Source organism: Burkholderia sp. BCC1999 (assembly GCF_905339975.1).
Taxonomy (GTDB): Bacteria; Pseudomonadota; Gammaproteobacteria; order Burkholderiales; family Burkholderiaceae; genus Burkholderia.
This window is the reverse complement of record NZ_CAJPHP010000002.1, coordinates 1-25434: the sequence shown is the minus strand read 5'-3', so window position 1 is coordinate 25434 and position 25434 is coordinate 1. Positions and strand designations below refer to the sequence as shown.

Below are 25434 nucleotides of genomic sequence, written 5' to 3'. Positions count from 1 at the left end.
GCCGCCCGACTTCATGGCCCGCCTCATCCCCGACGACTGGAAAAGCCTCGCCGCGACCGGCGCAGCCGAACGCGAGCGCGAAACGCTCGCCGCGCTCGAACACGCGCTGCCCGACAGCTACACCGTGTATCACGGCGTCCACTGGACGCGTGCCGACCAGGCGTTCTCGGTATTCGGCGAAGCCGCGTTCGTCGTCGTGAGCCCGGCCGGCCGCGTGCTGCTGATCGAGCAGAAAGCCGGCTTCCTGCGCGAAACGCCGAAGGGGCTCGTGAAGGTCTACCTGCAGAAAGAGCGCAACGTCCCGATCCAGCTCGCGCGCACGCAGGAGACGCTGCACCGGCGCCTGACGGCCGCGCTCGGCGCGGGCGTCTACGGCGTCGAGGCGTTGCTGTACTGCCCCGACTACTCGATCCGCGACGCGTCGATCGCGGGTGTCGCGGCCGACCGCATCGTCGATGCATCGCGCAAGGCGCAGCTCGCGCAAGTGATCCTGCAGATCCTGCCCGAGGACGACGAACACCTGCCGAATGCGTCGAAGCTCCACCATTTCCTAGCGGACGAGCTCGCGCTCACGCCCGACACGAGCGCGCTCGTCGGGCAGGCCGGCACGCTTGTCACGCGGCTGTCGGGCGGGCTGGCTGCGTGGGCGCGTCAGCTCGAATTCGCGCCGTTCCGGCTGCGCGTCACCGGCACGGCCGGCTCGGGCAAGACGCAGCTCGCGGTGCAGGCGATGCGCGACGCCGTTGCGGCCGGCAAGCGTGTGTTGTACGTATGCTTCAACCGGCCGCTCGCCGACTACATTGCGCGCATCGCGCCGCCCGGCGCGAAAATCGCGAACTACCACCAGTTGTGCGACTGGGTCGCACGCGACGGCGGTTATACGCCCGACTTCCAGGTGCCCGGCGAATTCGAGCGGCTCGAAGCGCGTTTCGCGGAAGCGCCGATTCCCGAGCGCTGGCGCTTCGACGTGCTGGTCGTCGACGAAGGGCAGGATTTCCACGCGCCGTGGGCGGACGCGCTCGAGCGCTTGCTGGCGCCGGACGGCGCATGGTGGTGGCTGGAAGATCCGCTGCAGAACCTGTACATGCGCGAACCGGTCGCACTGCCCGGCTGGGTCACGCTGAAGGCACTGACGAACTACCGCAGCCCGCGCGACCTGCTCGAATTCGTGCGCGACGTCGTCGGCCGGGTCGAGCCGCTCGCGGCCGAGCTGCGCTCGGGCAGCCCGTTCGACGGGTCGGATCCGTCGGTGTCGGCATACGGGGAAGAAGGCGCGTCGGCCGACGCATTGTCGGAAGCCTGTATCGACGCAACCAAGCGCGCGGTCACGCAGGCGCTGTCGCTCGGCTTCCGCAAGCAGGACATCGCGGTACTGTCGTATCGCGGCCGCGAGGGCTCGGTGCTCGCCCCGCTCGACCAGCTCGGCCCGCACCGGATCAAGAGCTTTACCGGCAAGTACGACCTGTTCGGCAACCCCGAATACCGCGAAGGCGACGTGCTGCTCGATTCGATCTACCGCTTCAAGGGCCAGTCGGCGCCGTGCGTGATCCTTACCGAGGTCGACTTCGACACGCTCGACGCGCGTGCCGCGCGCAAGCTGTTCGTCGGTGCGACGCGCGCGACGATGAAACTGCTGATCGTCGCGTCGTCGCGCGCGGCCGCGCAACTCGCGGCGGGCTGACGCAATCGGCAGGCGACCGGCGGGCAAGCGCCCGTCCCGTCGCCGCCCACGGTCGATCAAGCCACCCGGAACGCCCCCACCGCACGACGCAGCCCGTCCGCCTGCTCCTCGAGCGACGCCGCCGCTGCCGCAGCCTGCTCGACGAGCGCCGCGTTCTGCTGCGACACCTGGTCCATCTGCGACACCGCGCGGTTCACCTGCTCGATCCCGTCGCGCTGCTCGCTCGATGCGGACGCAATCTCGGTCATGATGCCCGTCACGCGACCGATCGCCTGCTGGATGTCCTGCATCGTCGTGCCGGCCATGCCGACGAGCCGGGAGCCGGTCGCGACACGCTCGACCGATTCGCCGATCAGCGTGCGGATTTCCTTCGCCGCGGACGCCGAGCGCTGCGCGAGCGTACGCACCTCGCCGGCGACCACCGCAAAACCGCGGCCCTGCTCGCCAGCACGCGCGGCTTCGACCGCCGCATTCAGCGCAAGAATGTTGGTCTGGAACGCGATGCCCTCGATCGTGCCGATGATGTCGGCGACCTTCTGCGAGCTCTGGTCGATCTCGTTCATCGTGCCGATCACCTCGCCGACCACCGTCGCGCCACGCGTCGCGATCTCGCTCGCGCTGTCCGCGCAGGCCTGCGCCTCGAGCGCGTTGTCGGCGTTCTGTTTCACGGTCGCCGTCAGCTGCTCCATGCTCGCGGCCGTCTCCTGCAGCGCCGATGCCTGCTCCTCGGTGCGCTGCGACAGGTCGGTGTTGCCGGCCGCGATCTGGTGCGTCGCCGTCGAGATCGCTTCGGAACCCTGGCTGACCTGGCGCACCGTATCCGCGAGGCTGCGCTGCATGCCCGTCACGCCCTTCACCAGCTCGGCCATCTCGTCGCGCGACGACCAGCGCACTTCCGACGTCAGGTCGCCGTCCGACAGGCGGCGGAAATGCGACAGCAGCCGGTTCACCGGCTGCGTGATCGCGAAATGCAGGCCGATCGCGCAGCCAAGGCATGCGGCCAGGCCGAATGCGATGCCCGCAATCGCGCCCATACGCATCCAGCCGTAATAGGTCTGCGCGGTGTCGTACACGTCCTTGCCACGCGCGACCTGGTACGCGTCGAGCGCATCGGTCGCCTGCGTGAGCGCGACCGACAGCGGCGGCGCGACCGTCATCAGCAGTCGGTCGGCCTCGTCGCGCCGGCCTTCGCGGATCGCGTCGATCATCGGCTTCAGCGCCTGCCCGATCAGCGCCTGGCGCGCGGCGTCGAGGCGGCTCGCGAGCGGGCCTTCGTCGCCGTCGTGCGGCATCGCCGCGTAGTTGCGCCAGGCCGTGTCGGCCTTCGCGAGATAGTTCTCGGCCTTCTTGACGAGATCCGGCACTTCCGGCGCTTCCGGATGCAACAGTGCGCGATCGAGCGTCGTGCGCACGATCGTCAGGTTCAGGCTCGCCGCGGACAGCGCGGTCTTCGCAGCCAGTTGCTGCGTATAAGCCTCGTCGAGCGCGCGGTTCGAGCTCTGCATGCCGGCCAGGCCAATCAGCCCCGACACGACGAGCAGCACGGCGACGAGACCGAGCGTGGAAAAGATCCGCGTACGGATCGAGAAACGGGAAAACAAGGCGTTCAGGTTCATGACGGCACGTAAGCGGTGAAAAATGCCACGGCAATCGGTCCGCAGCACTCTGGATTACGGTTTGCCTGCAGAAAACTTGAGTCCGTCCCCGTTTCTTGCCTGATCGCGGTCAATTTTCCATGCCGGCAATCTCCTGTTACGGTTGCAACATATCGAGGCTGAGCAGAAATTGACTGGTCAACTATCCATCGCTATAGTTCGAATCAATTTCCTGCCACGGCAGATATATCGATGACTACCGATACCCTCCTCACTCCGCCCGCCACCGAAGCGGCCCGCCGCGACGCGCCGACCGGGCTGATCGTCGCCGCGCTGCTGCTCGTCATGCTGCTGTCCGCACTCGACCAGACGATCGTGTCGACCGCGCTGCCGACGATCGTCGGCGAGCTCGGCGGACTCGACCAGCTGTCATGGGTCGTCACCGCGTACCTGCTGTCGTCCACCGTCGTGCTGCCGCTGTACGGCAAGCTCGGCGACCTGTACGGCCGCAAGATCGTGCTGCAGGCCGCCATCGTGCTGTTCCTCGCGGGTTCGGCGTTGTGCGGCGTTGCGCAGGACATGACGCAGCTGATCGTGCTGCGTGCACTGCAGGGGCTCGGCGGCGGCGGCCTGATGGTCGTCACGATGGCCGCGATCGGCGATCTGGTGCCGCCCGATCGCCGCGCGCGCTACCAGGGGATGTTCGGCGGCGTGTACGGCCTCGCGACGATCATTGGCCCGCTGCTCGGCGGCTTCCTGGTCGAGCATCTTTCATGGCGCTGGATCTTCACGATCAACCTGCCGCTCGGCTTTCTCGCGCTCGCGGTGATCGGCGTCGCGTTCCGGCCGCACACCGCGCATGTGAAGCACCGGATCGACTACATGGGCGCCACGTTCCTCGCGACCGCCCTCACCTGCGTGATCCTGTTCACGAGCGAAGGCGGCTCGCTGCTGCCGTGGACGTCGCCGCAACTGTGGATGACGCTCGTGCTCGGGCTCGTCGCGATCGGCGGCTTCATTTATGAGGAGCGTCTTGCGGCCGAGCCGATCATGCCGCTCGAACTGTTCCGTCATCGCACCTTCGTGCTGGTCAGCCTGATCGGCTTCGTCGTCGGCATCGCGCTGTTCGGTTCGGTCACGTTCATTCCGCTCTACCTGCAGGTCGTGAAGGGCTCGACGCCGTCGCAGGCCGGCATGCAGTTGCTGCCGATGATGGGCGGGATGCTCGTGACGTCGGTCGTCAGCGGCCGGCTGATCTCGCGGCTCGGCTCGTACCGGCTGTTTCCGATCCTGGGCACGCTGACCGGCGGCATCGCGATGGCGCTGCTGTCGACGCTGACGCTCGATACGCCGCTGCACACGATGTATGCATACATGGCGCTGCTCGGGATCGGACTCGGCATGGTGATGCCCGTGCTCACGCTCGCCGTGCAGAACACGGTCGAATTCCGGCACATGGGCGTCGCGACGTCCGGTGCGACGCTGTTCCGCTCGATCGGCGGCTCGCTCGGCGTCGCGGCGTTCGGCGCGCTGTTCTCGCACGGGCTGCAGTCGCGGGTAATGGAGGCGCTGCCGGCCGGCACGGAGCTGCCGCCCGCGCTCGGCCCGGCCGCCGTGCACCAGTTGCCGGATGCCGTGCGCGACACGTACCTGCATGCGTTCGCCGGTTCGCTCCATGTCGTGTATCTGTCGGCCGCGACGGTCATCGCGATCGCGTTCGTGCTTGCGTGGTTCGTCGAGGATGCGCCGCTGCGCAAGCACAACTGAGTTTCCCGTGGATCGCGACGCAAGCGTCGAGCTGCATCGCGATCCCCATCTCCCCGCCATCAAGGCACCAGCACGACCCCACCCGTCGTCGCACGCGACTCCAGCAGCCGGTGCGCATCGGCCGCCTGTTCGAGCGGCAATCGCGCGCCGATCTCCACATGCATCCCGCCCGCCAGCCGTTCGAGCGTCGCGCGCGCAGCCTCCCGATACCCACCAACGTCACGTGCGATGAAACCGAGCACGCTCGGCCGCGCCAGCGCGATCGACCGCGCCGGCCCCAGTTCGTCGAGATCGACCGTGTGCCGCGCGCCGATCGCGGCCACCTGCCCGATGCTCGCGACCATCCCGAACGGCCGGATCGCACCGAGCGTGCGCGTCAGCACGTCGCCGCCGATCCCGTCGATCGCGTAATCGACCCCGGCGCCGCCGCCGAACGCGCGTGCCGCCGCGACAAAATCCTCCTCGCGATAATCGACGACCGCCTCGGCGCCATGCGTTCGCACGAGCGCGGCCTTCGACGCCGATCCGACCGTGCCGATCACCCGTGCGCCGAGCGCGCGCGCCCATTGCGTCGCCAGCAGTCCTACCCCGCCGGCCGCCGCATGCACGAGCACCGTGTCGCCCGCGCCGACCTGCCGGACGCGATGCAGCAACATGTAAACCGTGATCCCTTTCAGCAGCCCGGCGGCCGCTGCGTCGTCGCTCAAACCGTCGGGGATCGGCACCACGCGCTCAGCCGATATCGTGCGCAGGCTCGCATAGCTGCCGGTCGGCATACCCGCATACGCGACACGCTGGCCAGGGACGAGATCCGTCACGCCCGGCCCGACCGCGTCGATCACCCCGGCCGCCTCGACACCGAGCGCATCCGGCAGCGCCGGCAACGCATGCGCGCCCGTCCTGAAATAGATGTCGACGAAATTCACGCCGATCGCGGTCTGGCGAATCCGCACCTCGCCGGCAGCGGGCGGCGCGACGGGTGCATCGACACGGCGCAGCACGCCGGCGTCGCCGTAGCGGTCGATCCCGATCCGGATAGCGGTAATGGTTTGGGTCATGACGTTCCTCACAATCGAATGAAGTGACACGATCATCCCATCGTGCATAATCGATCGGAATTCCCGTTGACCGCCCATCTACTGTGCAAAATTCGACCGATCAAGCACCCACACCCGCGTCCGCGCCGCCGATGAGCTGGGACGACATCCGCTACTTCCTCGCGGTGATGCGCGGCGGCAGCCTGTCGGCCGCCGCGCGGGCGCTGCAGGTTCAGCATTCGACCGTTGCGCGCCGCATCGACGCACTGGAGTCCGCGCTCGGCATCCGGCTGTTCGACCGGCTGCCGCGCGGCTGGCCGCCCACCGACGAAGGGCTGCACCTTGCCGAGCACGCCACGCGCCTCGAAGCCGACGCGCATGCGTTCGCGCGCGCCGCCCAGGGTGCGGCGGCGCTCGACGGCGTCGTGCGCGTATCGGCGTCGCCGGTATTCGCCAGCCACTTCCTCGCGCCGCGCCTGGCCCGCGCGCAGCGGGCATGGCCGGCGCTGCGGATCGACCTGATGGGTGAGATGCATGCGGCGAACCTGTACGCGCGCGAAGCCGATCTCGCGGTGCGGTTGTCGCGGCCGACCGAACCGGGGCTCGCCGCGCGCCGGCTCGGCACGATGCGCTTCGCGCTGTGCGCGTCGCCGGAATGGGCGAGCGCGCCGCCCGACACCTGGTCGTTCGTCGGCTACGACGACGCGCTCGCGCAAACGCCGCAGCAGCAGTGGCTCGAACGTTTCGCGGCCGGGCGCCGTTTCGCATTCATCGCCAACGACCTCGCCGCGCAGCATCGCGCGTGCGCGGCGGGCGCCGGCGTCGCGCTGCTGCCGCGCTTTCTCGTCGACGATCCGGCCGCGCAAGCCGGTGCGCCACTCGTCGAACTGACGGCCGCGCCACGTTGCGACATCGAGCGCGAGATCTGGCTCGTCGTGCACCCGGACGTGCGCCGCTCGCCGCGCGTGCAGCGTGTCGCGGATGCGATCGCCGATGCGATTCATGCGGCGGACGGCCGGCTGTGAGCTGCCGACACGGCGAACGGCTTTGCCACGCGCTTCGGCGGCCGGCATAGTAGCGATTTGATTTCGCCAGCCCCGCCGCCATGTCCACCGCTCCCGCCTGCGTCGTTCGCGACGCGACCGACGCCGACCTCGATGCGATCCACGCGATCTATGCGCACCACGTGCACCACAGCGTCGCATCGTTCGAGGAAACGCCGCCCGACGCCACCGAACTGCGCGCGCGCCGCGATGCGGTACTGGGCCACGGGCTGCCGTATCTCGTCGCCGATTGCGACGGTCGCGTGGCCGGTTACGCCTACGCGACGCCTTATCGCACGCGCAGCGCATACCGCTTCACGATCGAGGATTCGATCTACATCGACGATGCGCAGCGCGGGCGCGGAATCGGCCGCGCACTGCTCGCGGCACTGATCGCGCGCTGCGAAGCCGGCCCGTGGCGGCAGATGATCGCGGTGATCGCCGATGGCGGCACCGGCGGCTCGACGGCGCTGCATCGCGCATTCGGCTTCGAACCGGCCGGCGTGCTGAAGGCGGTCGGCTTCAAGCACGGCCGCTGGATCGACACGGCGCTGCTGCAACGGCCGCTCGGCGACGGCGCACACGCGCTCCCCGCCTCGCCCGAGCCCGCCGCGTCGCGCTAGAATGGCCGCATGTCAAAACAGACTCATTCCACGCCCGACGAGGCTGCACCGGATTCCGGCAACGAGTACACGGTCGACGAGCTCGCGCGCGTGTCCGATACCACCGTGCGCAACGTCCGCGCGTACCAGGATCGCGGCTTGCTCGCGCCGCCGGAAAAACGCGGCCGCGTCGGCATCTACGACGACACGCACGTCGCGCGCCTGAAGCTGATCAACCACCTGCTCGCGCGCGGCTACACGCTGTCGAACATCCAGGACCTGATCAAGGCAATCGACGAAGGCCACGACCTGCGCTCGATCCTCGGCCTCGAAAACGCGATCGGCGGCCGCTGGTCGCACGAACTGCCGAAAACCTATTCGCTCGCCGCGCTCGCGCAGATGTTCGGCCCGCAGGCCACCACGCAGCTGTCGCGCGTCACCGATCTCGGCCTGCTCGAACGGCGCGGCCTGTCGTTCGTCGCGAAGAGCCCCGCGCTGCTCGAGGCGGCGGCCGCGATGACGAAGGAAGGCATCCCGCCGCGCGAACTGCTCGACGTGATCAGCCTCGCGCGGCCGCACTTCGACGCGATCGCGCGGCTGCTCGTCGATCTCGTCGTGAAGCGGCTCGACCGCTACGACGCCGGCACGCTGCCGCCCGCCACCGACGTGCCCGAGCTGGTCGACGCGATCTGGCGTCTGCGCCCGCTCGCGGCCGTGTTCGTCGAAGGCGAGACGAACCGCGCGCTCGAAACCGCGGCGAGCGCGTATCTCGGCGGCCGCGTCGCGACGATCCTCGACAAGAAGCTCAGCGACGAAGCGGCGCGCCAGTCCGGCGCGCCGGATACGTCCGATCCGTCAGGCGCCGGCGACAAAGCATAGGGCCGCCGCCGTCATATTCATATCGGCAATGCTTCGTTTGCGGACGCGATCGCCCATGCGACGATTCTTCCAACCGAGCGGCACCCACCGCTCCCGGAAGATATCTCGCATGGAGTTCGTTCGATGATTCGTTTCACCCGCTGGATCACCCGCACCGCTGCCGTCACGCTCGTCACGTTCGCCGCCGCGTCGGCCTTCGCGCAAGGCAGCGCCGACAAGGTCGTGCGCATCGGCTATCAGAAGGCCGGCCTGCTGTCGGTCGTCAAGGCGCAGGGCGCGCTCGAAGCGCGGCTCAAGCCGCTCGGCTATGGCGTTCAATGGTTCGAATTCCCGGCCGGCCCGCAACTGCTCGAAGCGCTGAACGCGAACAGCATCGACTTCGGCTACACGGGCGCGCCGCCGCCCGTGTTCGCGCAGGCGGCCGGCGTGCAGTTCGTCTACGTCGGCGCGGAGCCGCCGGCGCCGCACAACGAAGCCGTATTCGTGAAAGCCGATTCGCCGATCCGTTCGGTCGCCGGCCTGCGCGGCAAGAAGGTCGCGCTGCAGAAAGGCTCGAGCGCGAACTACCTGTTACTCGAAGCGCTGAAGCAGGCCGGCGTGCGCTATGACGAGATCCGCCCTGTGTACCTGCCGCCCGCCGACGCGCGCGCCGCATTCGAAAGCGGCAATGTAGATGCGTGGGCTGTGTGGGATCCGTACTACGCGGCCGCGCAGAGCGCGCTGAAGGTGCGCACGCTGTCCGACTACACGGGGCTCGCGGCGACCAACAACTTCTACGAAGCGACACGCGACTTCGCGCAGCAGCATCCCGACGTGGTCGGTGCGATCCTGAAGCAGGCACGCGAGACGGGCCTGTGGGTCAACGGGCATCCGGCCGACACCGCCGCGCTGCTCGCACCGAAGGTCGGCCTGCCGCAAGCGCTCGTCGAGACGTGGATCAAGCGCGTGCCGTTCGGTGCGGTACCGCTCGACGCGCGGATCGTCGCCGCGCAGCAAGGGGTTGCCGATGCGTTCCATGCGGCGAAGCTGATTCCGCAGAAGCTGAATGTTGCGGAGAATGCGTGGATCGATAAAGGCGTGGCGAGCGCGCTCGCGGCGAAGTAACGGGCGGCGCAGCGCGCACTCATTCCCAAAAGGCCGACCGGCACCCTGCCCGTCGGCCTTTTTGGTTTGCGTGAAGCGCGGGCCCAACCGTCGCCGCTCGGCCACGAGCAGCCGTTCCCGCCCATCCCTGCCATGACGCTGCGACAGCCGAAGCGCATCGACTTGTAGGGATTCGAGTCATGCGACGCCTCCCGCAAACCTTTCGGCCAACCGCTCCCGGCCGAACGCTTCGACAACGAAGTCGACGAACACGCGTGTTTTCGCCGGCAGCAGCGCTCGCGTCGCGTAATAGATCGAAATCGCCCCGGCATCCACGTACCAGCGCGGCAGCAGACGGACGAGTTCCCCCCGTTCGATCGAGGACAGCACGTCCGACACGGCCAGCAACGTGACGCCCAGCCCGAGAATCGCCGCCTGGCGCATCGCGGCCGGGTCGTTGACCACGATGGTCTCGCCGAGCAGCGCAGGCATTTCAACGCCTGCCGAGTCGCGCATCGTCCGGTGACGCACGCGGCCGGTGCGGCTCGAGCGCATCACGATGCCGCCGAGTGCTGCCAGATCGCCGGGATCGGTGGGCGGCGTGCGGCCGGCCATGTAGGCCGGCGACGCAACCGCCACGAGATGCGCAGGCGCCAATGGGCGAGACACGACGCCCGGCGCGAGATCGAATCCGCCACCCAGCGCGGCATCGTATCCCTCCGCAATCAGGTCGACCTGTCGGTTCTCGAAGTGCCAGTCGGGGCGAATCATCGGATAGCGTGCGAGGAACGCCGGCAGCAGCGGCATGACGTAGGTCATGCCGAACGTCGGCGCCATGCTGACTTTCAGCACGCCAGCCGGCTCGCTGCGATCGGTCGACACAGACGCGATCGCCGCCTGCAGCGCGTCCAGATTGCCGCCGATTTCCACCAGAAAGCGCGCGCCTGCCTCGGTCAGCGTGAGCTTGCGCGTCGAGCGCTGGAACAGCCGCACCCCAAGATTGCGCTCCAGCAGTGCAACATTGCGACTGACAGCGGCGGGTGTCAGCGCAAGGCGCCGCGCGGCCGCGGAGAAACTGCCCGTTTCGGCGCTGCGCACAAACGATTCGAGGTTGGCGAGCGTTTCCATGCGTGAATCTTAAAGCATTGCTTGAAAATAATTCAAACGATTACCCGCTAATCGTCAAGCAATAAAGGCGGCAACATTCGCTCACCTGACCTTGGGGAGTGAACGTCACCTGTTCGTCCCCTTGTCGACACAGGCATCGGCGTTATCACTTGACTCATCCCCTTCACCAGGAGCATCGACATGAGCACCATCGGTATCATCGGAGCAGGCGCCATCGGGTCCGCGTTCGCGAAAGCGCTGGCCGGCAAAGGCATCGAAGCCATCATCGCGAACAGCCGGGGCCCGGATTCGCTCGCGGGCCTCGCACGCGAACTCGGCCCGTCAATCACGCCGGGAACGCGCGAACAAGCGGCCGCGCAGGACATCGTTCTCGTCGCCGTGAACTGGGCGAAGCTGCCGTCCGCGCTGTCCGGATTGCCGAACTTCGGTGGACGCATCGTGATCGACGCGAACAACCCGATCGAGGCGCCAACCTTCGAACCCGCCGAATTGCATGGCCGCACGTCGAGCGCAGTATTCGCGGATCTCGTGCCGGGCGCACGCGTGGTGAAGGCGTTCAATCATCTGCCGGCGCACCTCCTTTCCGACGATCCACTGGCCGAGGGCGGGCACCGTGTGTTGTTCTTCGCGGGAGACGACGTGCAGGCGAAATCGGTTGTGAGTGGACTGATCGGGCGGCTCGGCTTCTTCGGCATCGACCTGGGTTTGCTCGAAAGCGGGGGGCGGCTCGTACAAATCCCGGGCGGCCCGTTGCCGGTGCTGAATCTCGTCAAATTCGGCTAGCCGCCGAGGGGGGTGCCGCGCCTTTTGCGCACGGTCCCGGGTGCCTCATGCGGGCGGCCGCCCGGGTTCGCAAACGCCCCTATTCCGAGTTCGCGCAAGACTGCTACAGCTCGGAGAACACCAATCACGGCATTCCGCGAGCCACGCTTTTACCGGCACCGCGGCAGGCCACGCAAAACGCATGAAAATCCATGGTCAGCGGGCAAAAGACCGCGGGCAAATTACCCGCTGGCCTTTTGCATTGCCGGACCACGCACTCCCGTTTACTTCAGCGCTTCCGCCACCTTCTTCTGCCGCCACAGGCACAGCAAATCGCACGCAACATGCGCGGCGGCGATCGCGGTGATATCCGCGTGATCGTAAGCCGGTGCAACCTCGACCACATCCGCGCCGACCAGGTTCACCGCTCCGAGCCCGCGCACGATCGCCAGCGCCTGCGCCGACGACAACCCACCCGCGACCGGCGTACCCGTGCCGGGCGCGAACGCCGGATCGAGGCAGTCGATGTCGAACGTCAGGTACGCGGGCCGCGCACCGACGATCTCGACGATCCGCTCGACCGCCGCGCGCGAACCATGGTCATGCACCCACGCGGCATCGAGTCGCTCGATCCCGAGAAAGTCGTCGTTCCACGTGCGGATGCCAACCTGCACCGACGTCGCCGGATCGATCAGACCTTCCTTCACGGCCTTGTAGAACATCGTCCCGTGATTGAGGCTGTCCGGCTCGTCGTCGGCCCACGTATCGCAGTGCGCGTCGAAATGAATCAGCGACAGCGGCTTGCCGTAGCGCTCCGCATGCGCGACCAGCAGCGGATACGTGATGTAGTGGTCGCCGCCGAACGTCAGCATCTTCGCGCCCGAACGCAGGATCGTGCGCGCATGCTCGATGATCGCGGGCTTGATCGACAGCGGGTTGTGCGCGTCGAACCAGCAGTCGCCGTAGTCGACGGCCGCGAGATCGTCGAACGGGTTGAAGCCCCACGGATACGGATGAAGCTCCGCGAGCTGCACACTCGCCGCACGAATCGCGGCCGGGCCGAGCCGCGCGCCGGAACGATAGGTCGTTGCAAGGTCGAGCGGCACGCCGGAAATCGCGACGTCGACGCCGTCGAGCACGCGCGAATAGTTGCGGCGCATGAATGACAGCACGCCCGCATAGGTGTTTTCGATCGAGGCGCCGTACGGCGTCGTGCGGCGGATCGCACCGTCACCGTGGAGAAGTTCGGTCATGGGTCGGACCTGTTTTCGTGGGGAACCGGCGCCGCCCCGCATTCTATGGGCGCGCGGGCCGGGCACGGCATGGATTCATCGGGCACGCACCGGCTTGCGCATCCAGTCGCGCGGCCGGGCAGGACAACGACAACGGCAATACCGCGGCGATCATAGCAAGCCGAATTGAAGTCGTTGCCCCGGTTGAGCGGGGGCAACGCGTTGAAGAAATCCGGCGGCCACGCCCGCGCATCGGAGTGCGGCATCGCCGGACCGACGCGACGGCAGGCACGCGCCTGCGCACGCCATCCCGACCGCGTCCTAGAAGGATTCACCGGTTTTTGCACGCCCGTTCTTCCGGATAATGGCCGGCAGCCGCGCCCTCGACGGCGCGCCGTCCGCCGCAGACAACAACAAACCGGAGACACCCGCCTTGATCGCCACGCTTCCCGCCACCTACCGCCGGCTCTGGCCGCTCGCCATCGCCGCCGCGCTGCTTTACGGGCTGTCGCTCGCCGCCGCGCCCTATCCGGGCCAGGCCGTCGCGAAAGCCGCGATGGGCATCCTGCTGCTCGCGGCCGGCAGCACCTGCGGTGCGGCACGCGAGCGCGCGTGGCTGTGCGCGGCGCTCGTCACCGCCGTGCTCGGCGACGTGCTGCTCGCGCTGCCCGACTGGCCGCTGTCGTTCGTCCTCGGCCTCGGCGCGTTCCTGCTCACACATGTGTGCTACTGCGCGATCTTCTTCCGCTGGCGCGCGCGACCGCATGGCTGGCGCATCGTCGCGCTAATCGGGCTGTGGATCGCCGCGCCGTCGTTCTACGTGGCGTTCTTCCCGCACCTCGGCGAATTGCTGGCGCCGGTCGCCGTCTACATGCTCGTACTGTGCGTGATGGCGAGCTTCGCACTCGCCGCCCGCACGCACGGCGCGCTGGTCGCGATCGGCAGCCTGATCTTCGTCGGCTCCGACACGCTGATCGGCGTCGGCCGTTTCCTCGGCGGTTTTCCGGGCATCGACTACCTGATCTGGGGCCTCTACGCGCTCGCGCAGGTCACGATCGTGGCCGGGGTTTTCCATGAGACGGCCGCCCGATCGATCCGTCCCTGATACTGTTTCAAACAGACCGCCGCGCGCCGGCGGTCTCGTCCACCGCCTGTCTCGTCCTACCGACGGCCCTTCCCGCCCATCCCGCATCGCGGAAAGCAGACCGTTCCAAACCCCGCTCAGCCTTTTCCCGTCTGGCTTCCGGCCCTTAGAGCGCCGCTTCTAGCCTCTTGCGGTTTCCGGGCTCACCCACTATCGTTACATCAAACAATGTAACATTCGAAAATGAGCCAAATCGGAGACACCCGGATGAATGCTCGCACGTTGCCTTTCGGTCCACCCGGCCACGACGGCCAGGACGAAACCACCGACATCGCCATCATCGGCACCGGCTTCGCCGGTCTCGGGATGGCGATCCGCCTGCGGCAAACAGGCGTGACCGACTTCGTCGTCCTCGAGAAGGCCGCGTCGGTCGGCGGCACGTGGCGCGACAATCATTACCCCGGGTGTGCATGCGACGTGCAATCACACGTCTATTCGTTCTCGTTCGCGCCGAACCCGCGCTGGACGCGCATGTTCGCGCCGCAGCCGGAAATTCGCGCGTACCTGGAAGACTGCGTGCAGCGCTTCGGCGTCGGCCCGCACCTGCGCCTGAACCACGAACTGCAGCGCGCCGAGTATGACGAAGCCGCGCAGCGCTGGCGCATCACGTTCGCGAACGGCAAGCGGCTGTCCGCGCGCGTGCTGGTGTCGGGGATGGGCGGCCTGTCGCGCGCCGCGCTGCCGTCGATTCCCGGCGTCGAGAACTTCAAGGGCCGCGCGTTCCACTCGCAACAGTGGGATCACGACTATTCGCTCGAAGGCAAGCGCGTCGCGGTGATCGGCACCGGCGCGAGCGCGATCCAGTTCGTGCCGCAGATCGCACCGCGCGTGAAGGAACTCGCGCTGTTCCAGCGCACGCCGCCGTGGATCATGCCGAAGCCCGACCGCAACCTGACCGGGCTCGAGAAATGGCTGTTCCGCACGCTGCCGTTCACGCAGAAGGCCGTGCGCAGCAGCATCTATTGGATGCTCGAATCGCGCGTGCTCGGCTTCGCGATCCATCCGTCGCTGATGAAGAATGTGCAGAAACTCGCGCTGCGCCACATCCGCAAGCAGATTCCCGATCCGGAGTTGCGCAAGACCGTCACGCCGAACTACACGCTCGGTTGCAAGCGCGTGCTGATTTCGAACGACTACTACCCGGCGCTGTCGCGCAAGAACGTCGACGTGATCACGACCGGTATCGACCATATCGAGGCCGATGCGGTCGTGACGACCGACGGCCGCCGTCATGAAGTCGATTGCCTGATCTACGGCACCGGCTTCCAGGTGGCCGATCCGTATCCGCGCGGCGCGATCATCGGCCGCGGCGGGCTCGACATCGTCGACGCATGGCGCGACGGCGCGCACGCGTATCTCGGCTCGACGCTGCCCGGCTACCCTAACTTCTTCATGATCGTCGGCCCGAACACGGGCCTCGGCCACAACTCGATGGTGTTCATGATCGAGTCGCAGATCGAATACATCCTCGGCGCGCTGCAGGCGATGCACCGTGAACGGGCGGACGCGATCGAGGTGCGCCCGCTCGTCGAGGCGCAGTTCAACAGCGACCTGCAGGGCCGGCTCAAGAAGGCGATCTGGTCGACGGGCGGCTGCAAGAGCTGGTACCTCGATCCGCGCACGGGCAAGAACACGACGCTGTGGCCGGGCTTCACGTGGCGCTTCCGCCAGGCGACCGCGCACTTCTCGATCGCCGACTACCACGCGTATCGCGCGCCGCAACACGACACGACCGCGCGGCCCGCCGCCGCGCCCGCCGCTTCCGCTTCGACTTCCACGTCCGCCGAAGCGGCCTGAGCCAGACAAGGAGCCATCGACATGAGAGATTTCGCCAACAAGGTCGCCGCGATCACGGGTGCCGGCTCGGGCATGGGCCGCTCGCTCGCGATCCAGCTCGCACAGGCCGGCTGCCACGTGTCGCTCGCCGACAAGAACGGCGTCGGCCTCGCCGAAACCGAGCGGATCGTCCGCGCGATCGCGCCGAATGTGCGCGTATCGACGCGCGTGCTGGACGTCGGCGAGCGCGACGCGATGTTCGCGTGGGCCGACGACACCGCGAAGGAACACGGCAAGGTCAACCTGATCTTCAACAACGCGGGCGTCGCGCTGTCGAGCACGATCGAAGGAATGGAATACAGCGATCTCGAGTGGATCGTGAACATCAACTTCTGGGGCGTCGTGCACGGCACGAAGGCGTTCCTGCCGCACCTGAAGGCATCGGGCGACGGCCACGTGATCAACACGTCGAGCCTGTTCGGGATCTTCGCGCAACCGGGCATGAGCGGCTACAACGCGACCAAGTTCGCGGTGCGCGGCTTCACCGAATCGCTGCGCCAGGAACTCGACATGATGACGTGCGGCGTTTCGGCGACCTGCGTGCATCCGGGCGGTATCCGCACGAACATCGCGCAGGCGAGCCGCGTGTCGAAGAACATGGTCGGCTTCATGGTCGCGAGCGAGCAGCAAGGCCGCGACACGTTCGAGAAGTTCCTCATCACGACCGCCGACGATGCCGCGCGCACGATCCTCTCGGGCGTGCGCAAGAACAAGCGCCGCGTGCTGATCGGCCGCGACGCGAAGGCCGGCGACTGGATGGCGCGCGTGCTGCCGTCCGCGTACCAGGCGCTCGTCGTGCTCGCGACGCGCCGCGAGGCCGCCCGCGCGCGCCGCGACGCCGCCCGCGGCACGCCGGCGCCCGCACCGCTGCACGCCACCTACAACAATGCAGGCAATCAGGGAGGAGAACAATCATGACGACCCCGAACATGATGCCCGTGCGGCGCGACATCCGTTTCGCGCTGCCCCCCGAACGCGCGCGCGACTGGCACGTGCAGGGCGTGCCGGTCACGCACTTCATGAATGCGCTGTCGCTGCTGTTCCCGGCCGGCGAACGCTTCTTCATGGATTCGGTGCGCAACTACCGCGACCGGATCGAGGATCCCGAGCTGAAGAAACAGGTACTCGGCTTCATTGGCCAGGAAGCGATGCACACGCGCGAGCACATCGAATACAACGATCTGCTGCAGTCGTCGGGTCTGCCCGCACACAAGCTCGACAAGCGTCTGTGGACGATCCTCGGCTGGTTCAAGAAGGCGCTCCCGCATTCGATGCAGCTCGCGATCACGATCGCGCTCGAGCACTACACGGCGATTCTCGCGAACCAGTTGCTGTCGGGCCACGAGCACCGGATCGACGGCTCGGTCGAAGGCTACCAGCAGATGTGGATGTGGCACGCGATGGAGGAAACCGAGCACAAGGCGGTGTCCTACGACGTGTGGACCACCGTGATGAAGCCGGGCCTCGGCAGCTACCTGCTGCGCACGGGCACGATGCTGACGACCACCGTATTCTTCTGGACGATCGTGTTCGACTTCCACCTGCGCCTGATGCGCGCGCACCGTCGCGAACACGGCAAGTTCGGCGGCATGTGGCGCCTCGTGAAATATCTGTACGGCCCGAAGCACGGCGTGTTCCCGAGCATCGCGCGCGAATGGCTCGACTACTTCCGCCCGGGCTTCCACCCGTGGGACCACGACAACCACCAGTACCTGCAGGGGCTCGACACGCTGCTCGAGAACATCGACGCGACCAACGCACGCTACGCGGCGCAAGCCGCCCCGCGTCGCGTGCCGCTGCACCCGGTCCCGCAGGCATGACGCCATGGCGCGCGCCCACGAGATGCTGACCGTCCAGTCCGGCGACGTGAAACTCGCCGTCTACGTAAGCGGGTCGCGTCGCGCGCCGCCGCTTATCCTCGTGCACGGCTACCCCGACTCGGCGGCCGTGTGGGCGCCGATCCGCGCTCGGCTCGCGAAGCGCTACCGCGTGATCGCATACGACGTGCGCGGCGCCGGCGCGTCCGATGCGCCGCGCCGCCGTGCCGACTACACGCTCGAGCGGCTCGCCGCCGACCTGAAGGCGGTGGCCGACGCGACCTGCGGCGGCCAGCCGTTCCATCTCGTCGGCCACGACTGGGGCTCGATCCAGTGCTGGGAAGCCGTGACCGATCCCGCGTTCCGCGGCCGGATCGCGTCGTACACATCGATCTCGGGCCCGTGCCTCGATCATGTGTTCCGCGCGAAGATGCGGCTCAAGCAGAGCCTGAAGTCGTGGTACATCGCGTTCTTCCATCTGCCGGTCGTGCCGTCGCTGGTGTGGCGGCTCGGCGGTGCGGCGCTGTGGCCACGCTGGCTGCAGATCACCGAACGCGTGCGCGCCGAGCGCGACCCCGTGCAATTGAAGAACGCGCTGAACGGGCTGCAGTTGTACCGCGCGAACTTCCTCGCACGGGCGCGCAAGCCGCGCGAGCGGTACGCGCAGGCGCCGGTGCAGATCCTCGTGCCGGTGCGCGACCGTTATGTCACACCCGAGATGTCGGTCGACCTCGACCGTTGGCTCGGCGACCATGTGCGCGAGGAAATCGATGGCAGCCACTGGGTCGTGCTGCGCCACCCGGACATGATTGCATCGCGGATTGATCGCTTCGCGTCCGCGCAGGAGCGGCCGGCCATCACGACCGCGGCGGTTCAGCGCCCCGTCGGCGCCGGCAGGCGTCTGAACAGCGTCTCGTAATCGACGACGAGCCCGTCGTCGTCGATGTCCATCTCGGCGGTGAAATGTCGGAAGATGCCAAACTTGGCGAAGCTGGATGTCGACGCATGACGGCCACCTCCCTCAAGGGCAAGAATGTTGCCGACCAGGTAGACCGATGGCAAGCCAAGAGCCTGTCCGCCGGCGTACTTAAGAATCGATCAGCGCGTCTGTGCTAGTTGTGAAGCTTCACCGGGTTGTATCGATGGTTCATCCGGACCGATCCTGAGAGACTGCAAGTTGCCAAACGCGCAATCTTTCAGGATCCCGGCTGGATGAGGCACGCTCGATCCGTCGATTTCTCATCCCCAAAAGTGAGTCTCGATAAGCTGCTCATTGAAAAGTTCACGATCGCTGATGTCAATCTCGAATTTGGCATCCCCTTTCCACATCGCCAAATTCGGCGCGTGGCCCGTGCGCTTCAGCCACCGCGCGACGCCCTCTTCGAAACTCAAGGCCATCTTGTTTTTTCGAACATCATTTTTTCGCAGGGGAAACTATCCCGGGCACACATCTCAGCCCACCACGTCGCCTTGGCGGTTGACCAGATCAAAGCCTTGGCCGTTGAAGCGGTAAAAGACGTCCTCGCGGGCCTTCACGGGGGTCGTGTCGTACCCGCTCAGGTCCGCTCCCGGTGCGCATAGGCGCTCGACATCCGCCGGCCATTGGGCTCGTGCGGCGCGGCGGATCAGATAGCGGTCGATCAAAGGGCCGCCGGCTAGGTAGTAGCCTGGGGTGATGACCAGCTTGTCGAACAGGAAATCAAACAGGCCGTAGCGCAGGGTAACGGGCTTGGAGAAGCCACTGGGCTTGTAGAGGGTGCGCTGCGGATCGGGTTGCACGGCGGGCAACCCTTCGGCCATGTAGCGACGGAGGAACTCCACGCGAGACAGGTTATCAACCAGCGACTGTTCATCACTGATGTCTAAAGCACCATGAGCCACAGACACATCAGTTGGACCGGTACGAAATATCAGCTTGAGAGCAAATTTTCCATCGCCATAAGTGCTGAACTGGGTAAATGGGTAAACCTCGCGCCACGACAGCGTCGTGGCCTTGTTGGGTCCGTCATAGATATGCACCAGTTGGGCTTGACGATTGAATCGCACAATCCCTCCCTTTAGCCTTAGCAATAAGGTTCCGACTATTCCGGTAAAGAGCATGAAGATGAAAAATTCCCAGCTGAACACAAATCCGCCCTGATGCCCTCTCCACATACGGAGGATTTCATAGTACCCACCCCATATTGTCACGAACAGACTCATTAGGAAGCCGCCCGAAAACAGGTAAAGGACGAAGGCGGCCTTGCCGACGATCAGACGGCTCTCGATATATCGCTCGTTGAACTGGTCCCTGTCGGATAGGTCGTCGGCAAAGCTCACTTGGTTGGGCCACATGGCGACTCGAATATCGGGAAGTTGCTGCCATTTCGGATGGCGTTTGAGATTAGCCATCATTTGCTCGAAGGTAAGCGTGGAATTCGGGTCGGACATCAGTTCGTCATCTCCAGCATGAGATCTGGCTGGGTGAAGCCGTTGGGCCAATAGCGCACCGCTGTATTGCCAAACAGATTATGGGCTTCCAGGCGAAGGTAGCCGTTGCGACCCTTGACCTCGATTCTCTCGGGATCATCGAAAGCGCTCTCGGTCATCAGGCCCAAGACCACCTTCTGGGTCACCTGATAGGCACTGATCTGTGGCTGCCAGCCGGGCAGCAGGATCACCACATCGCGTTGCGCCCGGGGCTCCCGCCGGCTGCCAGGAAAGACCGATTCGAGCGCAATGTTGCCCAACTTTAAGCTAGTGTCGATCTGAGGCTTCAGGAACAACTCGTAGTACTTCTGTTGTTCCTCCTCACTGCTATGCTTCGGTGCGAGGCCTAGGCAACTTTGCTTAATCCAGTCGGCAACCTTAGCCTTGTCGGCGCGCATCTGGTTCCATGAATAGGCAAGTTGCAGCGCTGTAACGACCAGAGCCACTGGTGCATCGACTAGCCAAAGGGCGGCCCGTTCCACGGCGTTGAATGCGACAGTCTTTCCCATTGTTTGCAGTGCAACCCGACTCCGTCATTCTGAGCCTCGCTACCCACCACCATCTGCGGACATAAAGCGAATCGAACGAATAAGGTTCAGAACGTCCGGGAGGGCCAATTCAGCAGCAGGCCGCAGCTCTTTTCCAGGCGTTTTGGAAACATCGCGCGAGTCGTGGCCAATCTCGACTCCACCCCCTTCCGTAATTAGAGCACGCGAATTATCGCCCAAGCAAAAATCAAGCTTTCGCACCTGACCGGGCCGGGAGCTATTTAACGCGAACGACGATATTTGAGTGACACCGGAGTAAATGGGATGTACATTTTCCAGACGACGTATGTTGTAGTACCACCTGTTTTCAGCCTCCTCAGAAGGAAGCAGCCTAAAGCAAATCTCCTTCGCATTGCCTCTATGACAACTCAAGCCCAATACCAGCGCCCCCTTTTTTTCTGAATTAAACACATAAGAGTTGTGAGAGAAATACCCATAGGGCCCTCCGCCTCCCATATAAGCTTGTGCATATCCACCGTCTTGAGCAATGAATTCGATAGCACAGCCTTCCATTGGGATGACATAGCGCCGCATGCCTTTCGGCAATCCAACGTCAATGTAGTCGGCGGCGCTTTGCGCGTCCTTGCTCTCATCACCCGCTATAACATCGGGCGTAACGATACTGGTGAGCAATCCCGCCAAAAGCAGTCTGACGATGATCACCATCTTCATCGAGGAGCCTCCCCCTTCACCTGATAGTCCTCTGGCAAGAACTGTTGTGCACCACCGCTATCCGGGAAAGCAGGCTGGTCAAGCAATAGCACTTGTGCGTATGCATATGCATGATATCGATCCACTAAACCATTAAGCTTCGGATCTTCGCGGTTGATGTGGCCAGGGAGGTTTATCAGACAACTCACCCGTCGGAAAGATGCGCTCGCGTAGAATGCAAACGGCCGGTTACGCAGCAGCTGGCTGGTAGAGTGCAGATTAAAGGAATGACGTGTATTTGGTGATGCCTTGTCCGCCTCATAGTTGGCCCTATTCATAGCCCAGTAATAGCCTGCTCCAGTCGACTCCTTGCGCCACTTTTTAGAAGCCATCACGGCAGCAGCGAACCGCCCCGTTCGCTTGCCTCATTCTTCATGCAGTTTTATAGACTTGAGGATTTCCATAAAAATTTCGTCGCTCAACCCTTCATCCAAGTCGAAGTTTCCACCTCGACGCACCAGACAATATCGGCTCATTGTCACTGTTTCTTTCGCGTTTCCAATTATCAATCTGATACATCGGTGTCGATTTTCAAATCGCTCGCAGTGGTCCCGACTCGATGCGATGTCTCGGCCATTTTTGTAAAAATCCTCCGCGATCCAGCCACTCCAATTCGCCCCCACAACTTCAGATATATGCGTCACCCCAGATAATCCACACTCCACTCTCTCCAATTCGCTTGTTGAGATGACGGATCCATTTGCAATTCTACGCAAGCCACTTCCATTCAATGAAGTCAGAACATGATCGAGATCACGCCTGTAGATGTGTAATGCCGGTAGCTTTTCGAGTAGACCTGGATTTTTTCGACCACCGACTAAAGACCCGATCAGCATTGTTGCTCCACTTTGCTCTCGATACGAGTTCGCACAAGGACTGGCCTCAGAATCAGCAACGGGTGCAAGGATCGCCGGAAGGCTAAGTGACAGACCACAGTTCTGATAAAAACCATAATGCTGTGTCGACTCACTGCCTTCCGAGACAGAAAACCAAAAAAGGAACATAAAAATGATTATCGAGAAACGCGAAAAACGTCGCCCCAGATCAATCAAATCCAATTCATTTTTGCACATTACCCCCCCACGAAACCCATTAATAAGCAACGCACAACTCAGTCTTCAACCTGCCTTTTTAACACCGAATTCGACGGCATACTCTCCCTATCATCAAAAATGAAGTGTATGTATTTAAAAAACTCCTGCCGCTCCAACAATCCTGTACTTCCGCCGTTCACCGGAGTTGTAATTGCTGACACATTGATGTCGGCCGCACCTAGATCGGCTCGACGATGGATGTTCATCCCACTACGGAAAGCACCTGCATTTGGCGACACCATCACCTTGCTTGTCCAAAAATATCCGGCCGAGTCTGCCGCGATAGACGGATCTATTGACAACCGAGATGGGCTGGGATCTGTCATGAAATCGACATTACGGAACTCGCTATAGGTTTTATAGCCATTCCGACCAGTAAGATGAATCAGCCCACGTCCCCGAAAACGCGGGCCATCACCAAGGTGGACATTCCCCAAACTTTGAGCTTTTTCGCGAATTTCCCCTGGTCGCTGCAAGATATAAGTTGGACGATCCCTGCCCCTCAGAAATCCCATAGCCTGCAACCAAGCACGCTTATTGTCGTAATCCTCACCAGCCTCTATTGGTGTTAAATCTTCGTACATGGTCCGAAAGTAGCGCTCATCGCCTTTCTCCGCGGTCGATTTAAAAGCACCGCTTTCCTTGTATATTTGCGCCAAAAAATGAGCTTGCCTCAGTGGCGTAATAAACCCATATTTCAACCACATGCGATTTATAGCAATGTGCATGTTTTGTGGCATAAAACCATCTCCGCGATTACCACGCGTCCAGCGCCCCCAAGCAACGGACCATGGGATCGCGCCCCCTGCATTCAGAGAAGAGCGCCGAGGTAAAGTTTGTGCCAACTCACGTGTACTGCGCCAACTGCAACGCTTCAATGCGTCGATAACCCTCATCGGATGAAAATGATAATGCTCCTTCTCGAGCGTCAGCCCATTCGCCACCGCGTCCTCCCAAAACGACAGGGCTTGATGATGGCGTTTGAGCTTTTCATAGGCCGCATCGCCTAGACAAATCGGGAACAGGATATTGGCGTCCGGGCTTTGTCCTTCGACACCTTTCAGCCAGTCCCAGCGCTTGTCGAAATCGTCACGTGCCCATTCGCTGGGCATCTTGACCACGCAGTAGCTCAAGCGCTCGCGTATTTCGCCCATCTGCGCTTTAGCGTAGGCGCGAATCAGTCGACCACGATGCTGGGTAGCGGCGTCGATGACCGTGCCAGCGCCTTGCGCCACTTCGCCGGAGCCGGGCAAGTCCGAAACGGGATGCTGCGTTGGGAGGCGGGGCTCGATCAGATCGAGCAATTGCATCGAGTCGCAGCGGCTGTTGCCGTCGGTATCGTCATCGATAAAGGTCCAGCCTTGCCAATGAGGAAAGTCGGCGTCGCTGTACACCGTGACACCCGCGCGATTGAGGTCGACGAAGGCGGTCGTGTTCGCGTCGATGGCGATCTTGCGAAAATGTGGCAAGCGACCTTCGTGCAGGTCCGAGGCAGCAGGCGCGTCGGGCCCAAGGATGCGTCCGAAGCGCAGCATCTCGTAGCCGGCGCTGGGGCATCCCGGGTACGTGTCCACTGCAGTCTTGTAAAGGTTGTAGCCCCCTTTGGCCTCAGATTCACTCCCCTTGCGCGCGCCGCCGATGTCACGCGTGGTCACGGTAATATCGCCGCGCGCCTCGCTCAGGGTGACGATCAGCACTTCCTTTGTTCGGCCGATCGGCTGCGCGGTCCACTGCGCCCACACCTCGGCGGTCAGATCATCGGGTGGCGTCGCGGCCGCCGCCCCATAGACCGCGGGTACGCGAATGGTGCGCTGCGCATTCGTCGGCAGGGCAAGCGGCTTCTTGCCTGAGTGGGGGGCCGGTGCCATGGCCGCTTGGTAAGCGCCGGTGACCCTCGGCCACCAATCGCCAGCTTGCGCCTCGGTCTTGCCGTTGAGCGCGAGAATGCGCGCCGGCGTTGTGCGGAAGCGCCGCGCGACGCTTTCGAGCGTATCGTTGGCCGCGCCCACGGTGGAGTTGAAGGCCCGCACCACATATTTCCGGGTTTCCGTACGAGGATTGACCGCGGACAGGGGCGCGCCAGCGGGAACCACGATGTGCATGTCGCCCCAGACACAGCTGCGCCGCCCTTCGGTGACCTCCAGTTTGCCTTCGCTACGCCCCATCAACCGCTCCACGTTCGCTTTGTCTGCGACGATTTCGAAGTGGATACGGTTGGGCTTGCCATAGATATCGCCCGCCTTGCCGATAGGATCCTTGCGATACACCTTGTCGCCGCTCTTCCAGTCCGCCTTCGCCACTGTGCTCAGGTGTTGGTAGATCGAGTAGAAGACGACCTCGACACCCTCGCCGATTTCGGTCCGGTGCTTGAGGATGACAACACCGTTGCTGGTCCAGCCGGCGTAGTAGTACAGCGGGTTGGTGTCGCGTTCTTCGCCGGTGGGCGTGGTCTTAGGCTTGGGTGCGCTGGGGCGTGCGAACACAATTTCGCCGTCGGCGATGGCACGCACCGGCTCTGGATTCGCGTCGCCGCCCGGCGCCACCAGATGCACGCCACCGTGCCAGCCGAACTGATGACTGACGGGAAATGCGCCTTTTCCGCTCTTTTCCCCCAGGCCAAAGGTACCCTCGTCCAGGGACTCGTCAGTGTGCGGTTTTGGCGCGCGCAAGAAAGGAAAGCTGATGAGCATAGGTAGGTTCCTGGCGGTTACTCGGAGAGCGGCAAGTCAGTCGGATCGGTGGGTACGCCAGTCAGCGGGTTGCCGTCGATGCCTAAGCGGTTGCCACGACCGACGCTGTCGCCTGTCAGCGGGCCCTTGAACCGAATCACCACGGCGTCGAGCGTGATACCGCCGTCGTCAAGCGTGATCGTGCCGCCGGGGCCACGCAGGCGGATTACGTCGCCGGCTTGCAACTCGACGACCTTGGTGCAATATCGAATGCCCTGCCCCGCCTCCAGTTCGACACGCCCCTGCACGCGCTGCGTTAGATGCCCGCCGATATCTA

22 protein-coding genes and 2 pseudogenes are annotated in these 25434 nt (G+C 64.3%); 12 read left to right on the top strand and 12 right to left on the bottom strand.

The window, feature by feature from the left end; all coding sequences use genetic code 11:
• Window positions 1-13 precede the first annotated feature (13 nt).
• The gene (locus U5809_RS03030; RefSeq protein ID WP_322085470.1) at window positions 14-1681 is read left to right on the top strand and encodes an ATP-binding domain-containing protein; all 1668 of its coding nucleotides are present in this window, start codon (window positions 14-16) and stop codon (window positions 1679-1681) included.
• 56 nt (window positions 1682-1737) lie between these two features.
• Here the strand turns inward: U5809_RS03030 and U5809_RS03025 are convergent, their stop codons facing one another.
• Window positions 1738-3297, bottom strand: a complete 1560-nt coding sequence (locus U5809_RS03025) for a methyl-accepting chemotaxis protein (RefSeq protein ID WP_322085469.1) — start codon at window positions 3295-3297, stop codon at window positions 1738-1740.
• Between the two features lie 231 nt (window positions 3298-3528).
• Here U5809_RS03025 and U5809_RS03020 point away from each other — a divergent pair, with 231 nt between their 5' ends.
• Entirely contained in the window at window positions 3529-5043 is a 1515-nt protein-coding gene (locus U5809_RS03020; protein WP_322085468.1) for an MDR family MFS transporter, read from the top strand.
• Window positions 5044-5102: 59 nt separating this feature from the next.
• Here U5809_RS03020 and U5809_RS03015 read toward each other — a convergent pair whose 3' ends face one another.
• Window positions 5103-6101, bottom strand: coding sequence for a quinone oxidoreductase (locus U5809_RS03015; protein ID WP_322085467.1), 999 nt, complete (start codon window positions 6099-6101; stop codon window positions 5103-5105).
• A gap of 131 nt (window positions 6102-6232) precedes the next feature.
• Here U5809_RS03015 and U5809_RS03010 point away from each other — a divergent pair, with 131 nt between their 5' ends.
• The 4 genes from U5809_RS03010 (at window position 6233) to U5809_RS02995 (ending at window position 9708) form a co-directional block, all read left to right on the top strand.
• A complete protein-coding gene (locus tag U5809_RS03010; protein WP_322085466.1) occupies window positions 6233-7105 on the top strand; it encodes a LysR family transcriptional regulator in 873 nt (290 codons plus the stop codon).
• A gap of 80 nt (window positions 7106-7185) precedes the next feature.
• On the top strand, window positions 7186-7746 hold the full coding sequence (locus U5809_RS03005) for an N-acetyltransferase family protein (protein WP_322085465.1): 561 nt from the start codon (window positions 7186-7188) through the stop codon (window positions 7744-7746).
• Between the two features lie 9 nt (window positions 7747-7755).
• Window positions 7756-8604, top strand: a complete 849-nt coding sequence (locus tag U5809_RS03000) for a MerR family transcriptional regulator (RefSeq protein WP_322085464.1) — start codon at window positions 7756-7758, stop codon at window positions 8602-8604.
• A 123-nt stretch (window positions 8605-8727) separates the two neighbouring features.
• A complete protein-coding gene (locus tag U5809_RS02995) occupies window positions 8728-9708 on the top strand; it encodes a sulfonate ABC transporter substrate-binding protein (protein ID WP_282509166.1) in 981 nt (326 codons plus the stop codon).
• Window positions 9709-9885: 177 nt separating this feature from the next.
• Here U5809_RS02995 and U5809_RS02990 read toward each other — a convergent pair whose 3' ends face one another.
• Complete coding sequence (locus U5809_RS02990; protein ID WP_322085463.1) at window positions 9886-10815, bottom strand: LysR family transcriptional regulator; 930 nt, start codon at window positions 10813-10815, stop codon at window positions 9886-9888.
• 180 nt (window positions 10816-10995) lie between these two features.
• On the opposite strand from U5809_RS02990, the gene U5809_RS02985 reads away from it, so the two are divergent.
• A complete protein-coding gene (locus tag U5809_RS02985) occupies window positions 10996-11598 on the top strand; it encodes an NADPH-dependent F420 reductase (protein WP_322085462.1) in 603 nt (200 codons plus the stop codon).
• A gap of 263 nt (window positions 11599-11861) precedes the next feature.
• Here U5809_RS02985 and speB read toward each other — a convergent pair whose 3' ends face one another.
• Window positions 11862-12830, bottom strand: coding sequence for an agmatinase (gene speB / locus U5809_RS02980; protein WP_322085461.1), 969 nt, complete (start codon window positions 12828-12830; stop codon window positions 11862-11864).
• 412 nt (window positions 12831-13242) lie between these two features.
• Between speB and U5809_RS02975 the strand changes: the two genes are divergently transcribed.
• From U5809_RS02975 to U5809_RS02955, 5 genes are all read left to right on the top strand, one after another.
• Window positions 13243-13914, top strand: a complete 672-nt coding sequence (locus U5809_RS02975) for a lysoplasmalogenase (RefSeq protein ID WP_322085460.1) — start codon at window positions 13243-13245, stop codon at window positions 13912-13914.
• A gap of 246 nt (window positions 13915-14160) precedes the next feature.
• Window positions 14161-15750 (top strand): NAD(P)/FAD-dependent oxidoreductase, encoded by a 1590-nt coding sequence (locus tag U5809_RS02970; RefSeq protein WP_322085459.1) that lies wholly within the window; start codon window positions 14161-14163, stop codon window positions 15748-15750.
• Between the two features lie 21 nt (window positions 15751-15771).
• A complete protein-coding gene (locus U5809_RS02965; RefSeq protein ID WP_322085458.1) occupies window positions 15772-16707 on the top strand; it encodes an SDR family NAD(P)-dependent oxidoreductase in 936 nt (311 codons plus the stop codon).
• Entirely contained in the window at window positions 16704-17609 is a 906-nt protein-coding gene (locus tag U5809_RS02960) for a metal-dependent hydrolase (protein WP_322085457.1), read from the top strand. The genes U5809_RS02965 and U5809_RS02960 overlap by 4 nt, the downstream gene beginning before the upstream one ends.
• Window positions 17610-17613: 4 nt before the next feature.
• Window positions 17614-18525: an alpha/beta fold hydrolase gene (locus U5809_RS02955; protein ID WP_322085456.1), complete on the top strand. Its 912-nt coding sequence runs from the start codon at window positions 17614-17616 to the stop codon at window positions 18523-18525.
• Here U5809_RS02955 and U5809_RS02950 read toward each other — a convergent pair.
• From U5809_RS02950 to U5809_RS02915, 8 genes and pseudogenes are all read right to left on the bottom strand, one after another.
• Window positions 18480-18584: pseudogene (locus tag U5809_RS02950) on the bottom strand (transcriptional regulator); the annotation flags it as partial. The gene U5809_RS02955 and the pseudogene U5809_RS02950 overlap by 46 nt on opposite strands.
• Window positions 18585-18845: 261 nt before the next feature.
• Window positions 18846-19004 (bottom strand): hypothetical protein, encoded by a 159-nt coding sequence (locus tag U5809_RS02945; RefSeq protein WP_322085455.1) that lies wholly within the window; start codon window positions 19002-19004, stop codon window positions 18846-18848.
• 54 nt (window positions 19005-19058) lie between these two features.
• Window positions 19059-20036, bottom strand: coding sequence for a hypothetical protein (locus U5809_RS02940; RefSeq protein ID WP_322085454.1), 978 nt, complete (start codon window positions 20034-20036; stop codon window positions 19059-19061).
• The gene (locus U5809_RS02935) at window positions 20036-20584 is read right to left on the bottom strand and encodes a hypothetical protein (RefSeq protein ID WP_322085453.1); all 549 of its coding nucleotides are present in this window, start codon (window positions 20582-20584) and stop codon (window positions 20036-20038) included. Before U5809_RS02935 ends, U5809_RS02940 begins: the two co-directional genes overlap by 1 nt.
• A 39-nt stretch (window positions 20585-20623) precedes the next feature.
• A complete protein-coding gene (locus tag U5809_RS02930) occupies window positions 20624-21295 on the bottom strand; it encodes a hypothetical protein (protein ID WP_322085452.1) in 672 nt (223 codons plus the stop codon).
• A 404-nt stretch (window positions 21296-21699) separates the two neighbouring features.
• A complete protein-coding gene (locus U5809_RS02925; protein ID WP_322085451.1) occupies window positions 21700-22392 on the bottom strand; it encodes a hypothetical protein in 693 nt (230 codons plus the stop codon).
• Window positions 22393-22445: 53 nt separating this feature from the next.
• Entirely contained in the window at window positions 22446-25118 is a 2673-nt protein-coding gene (locus U5809_RS02920) for a peptidoglycan DD-metalloendopeptidase family protein (RefSeq protein WP_322085450.1), read from the bottom strand.
• A 17-nt stretch (window positions 25119-25135) separates the two neighbouring features.
• Window positions 25136-25434: pseudogene (locus U5809_RS02915) on the bottom strand (hypothetical protein); the annotation flags it as partial.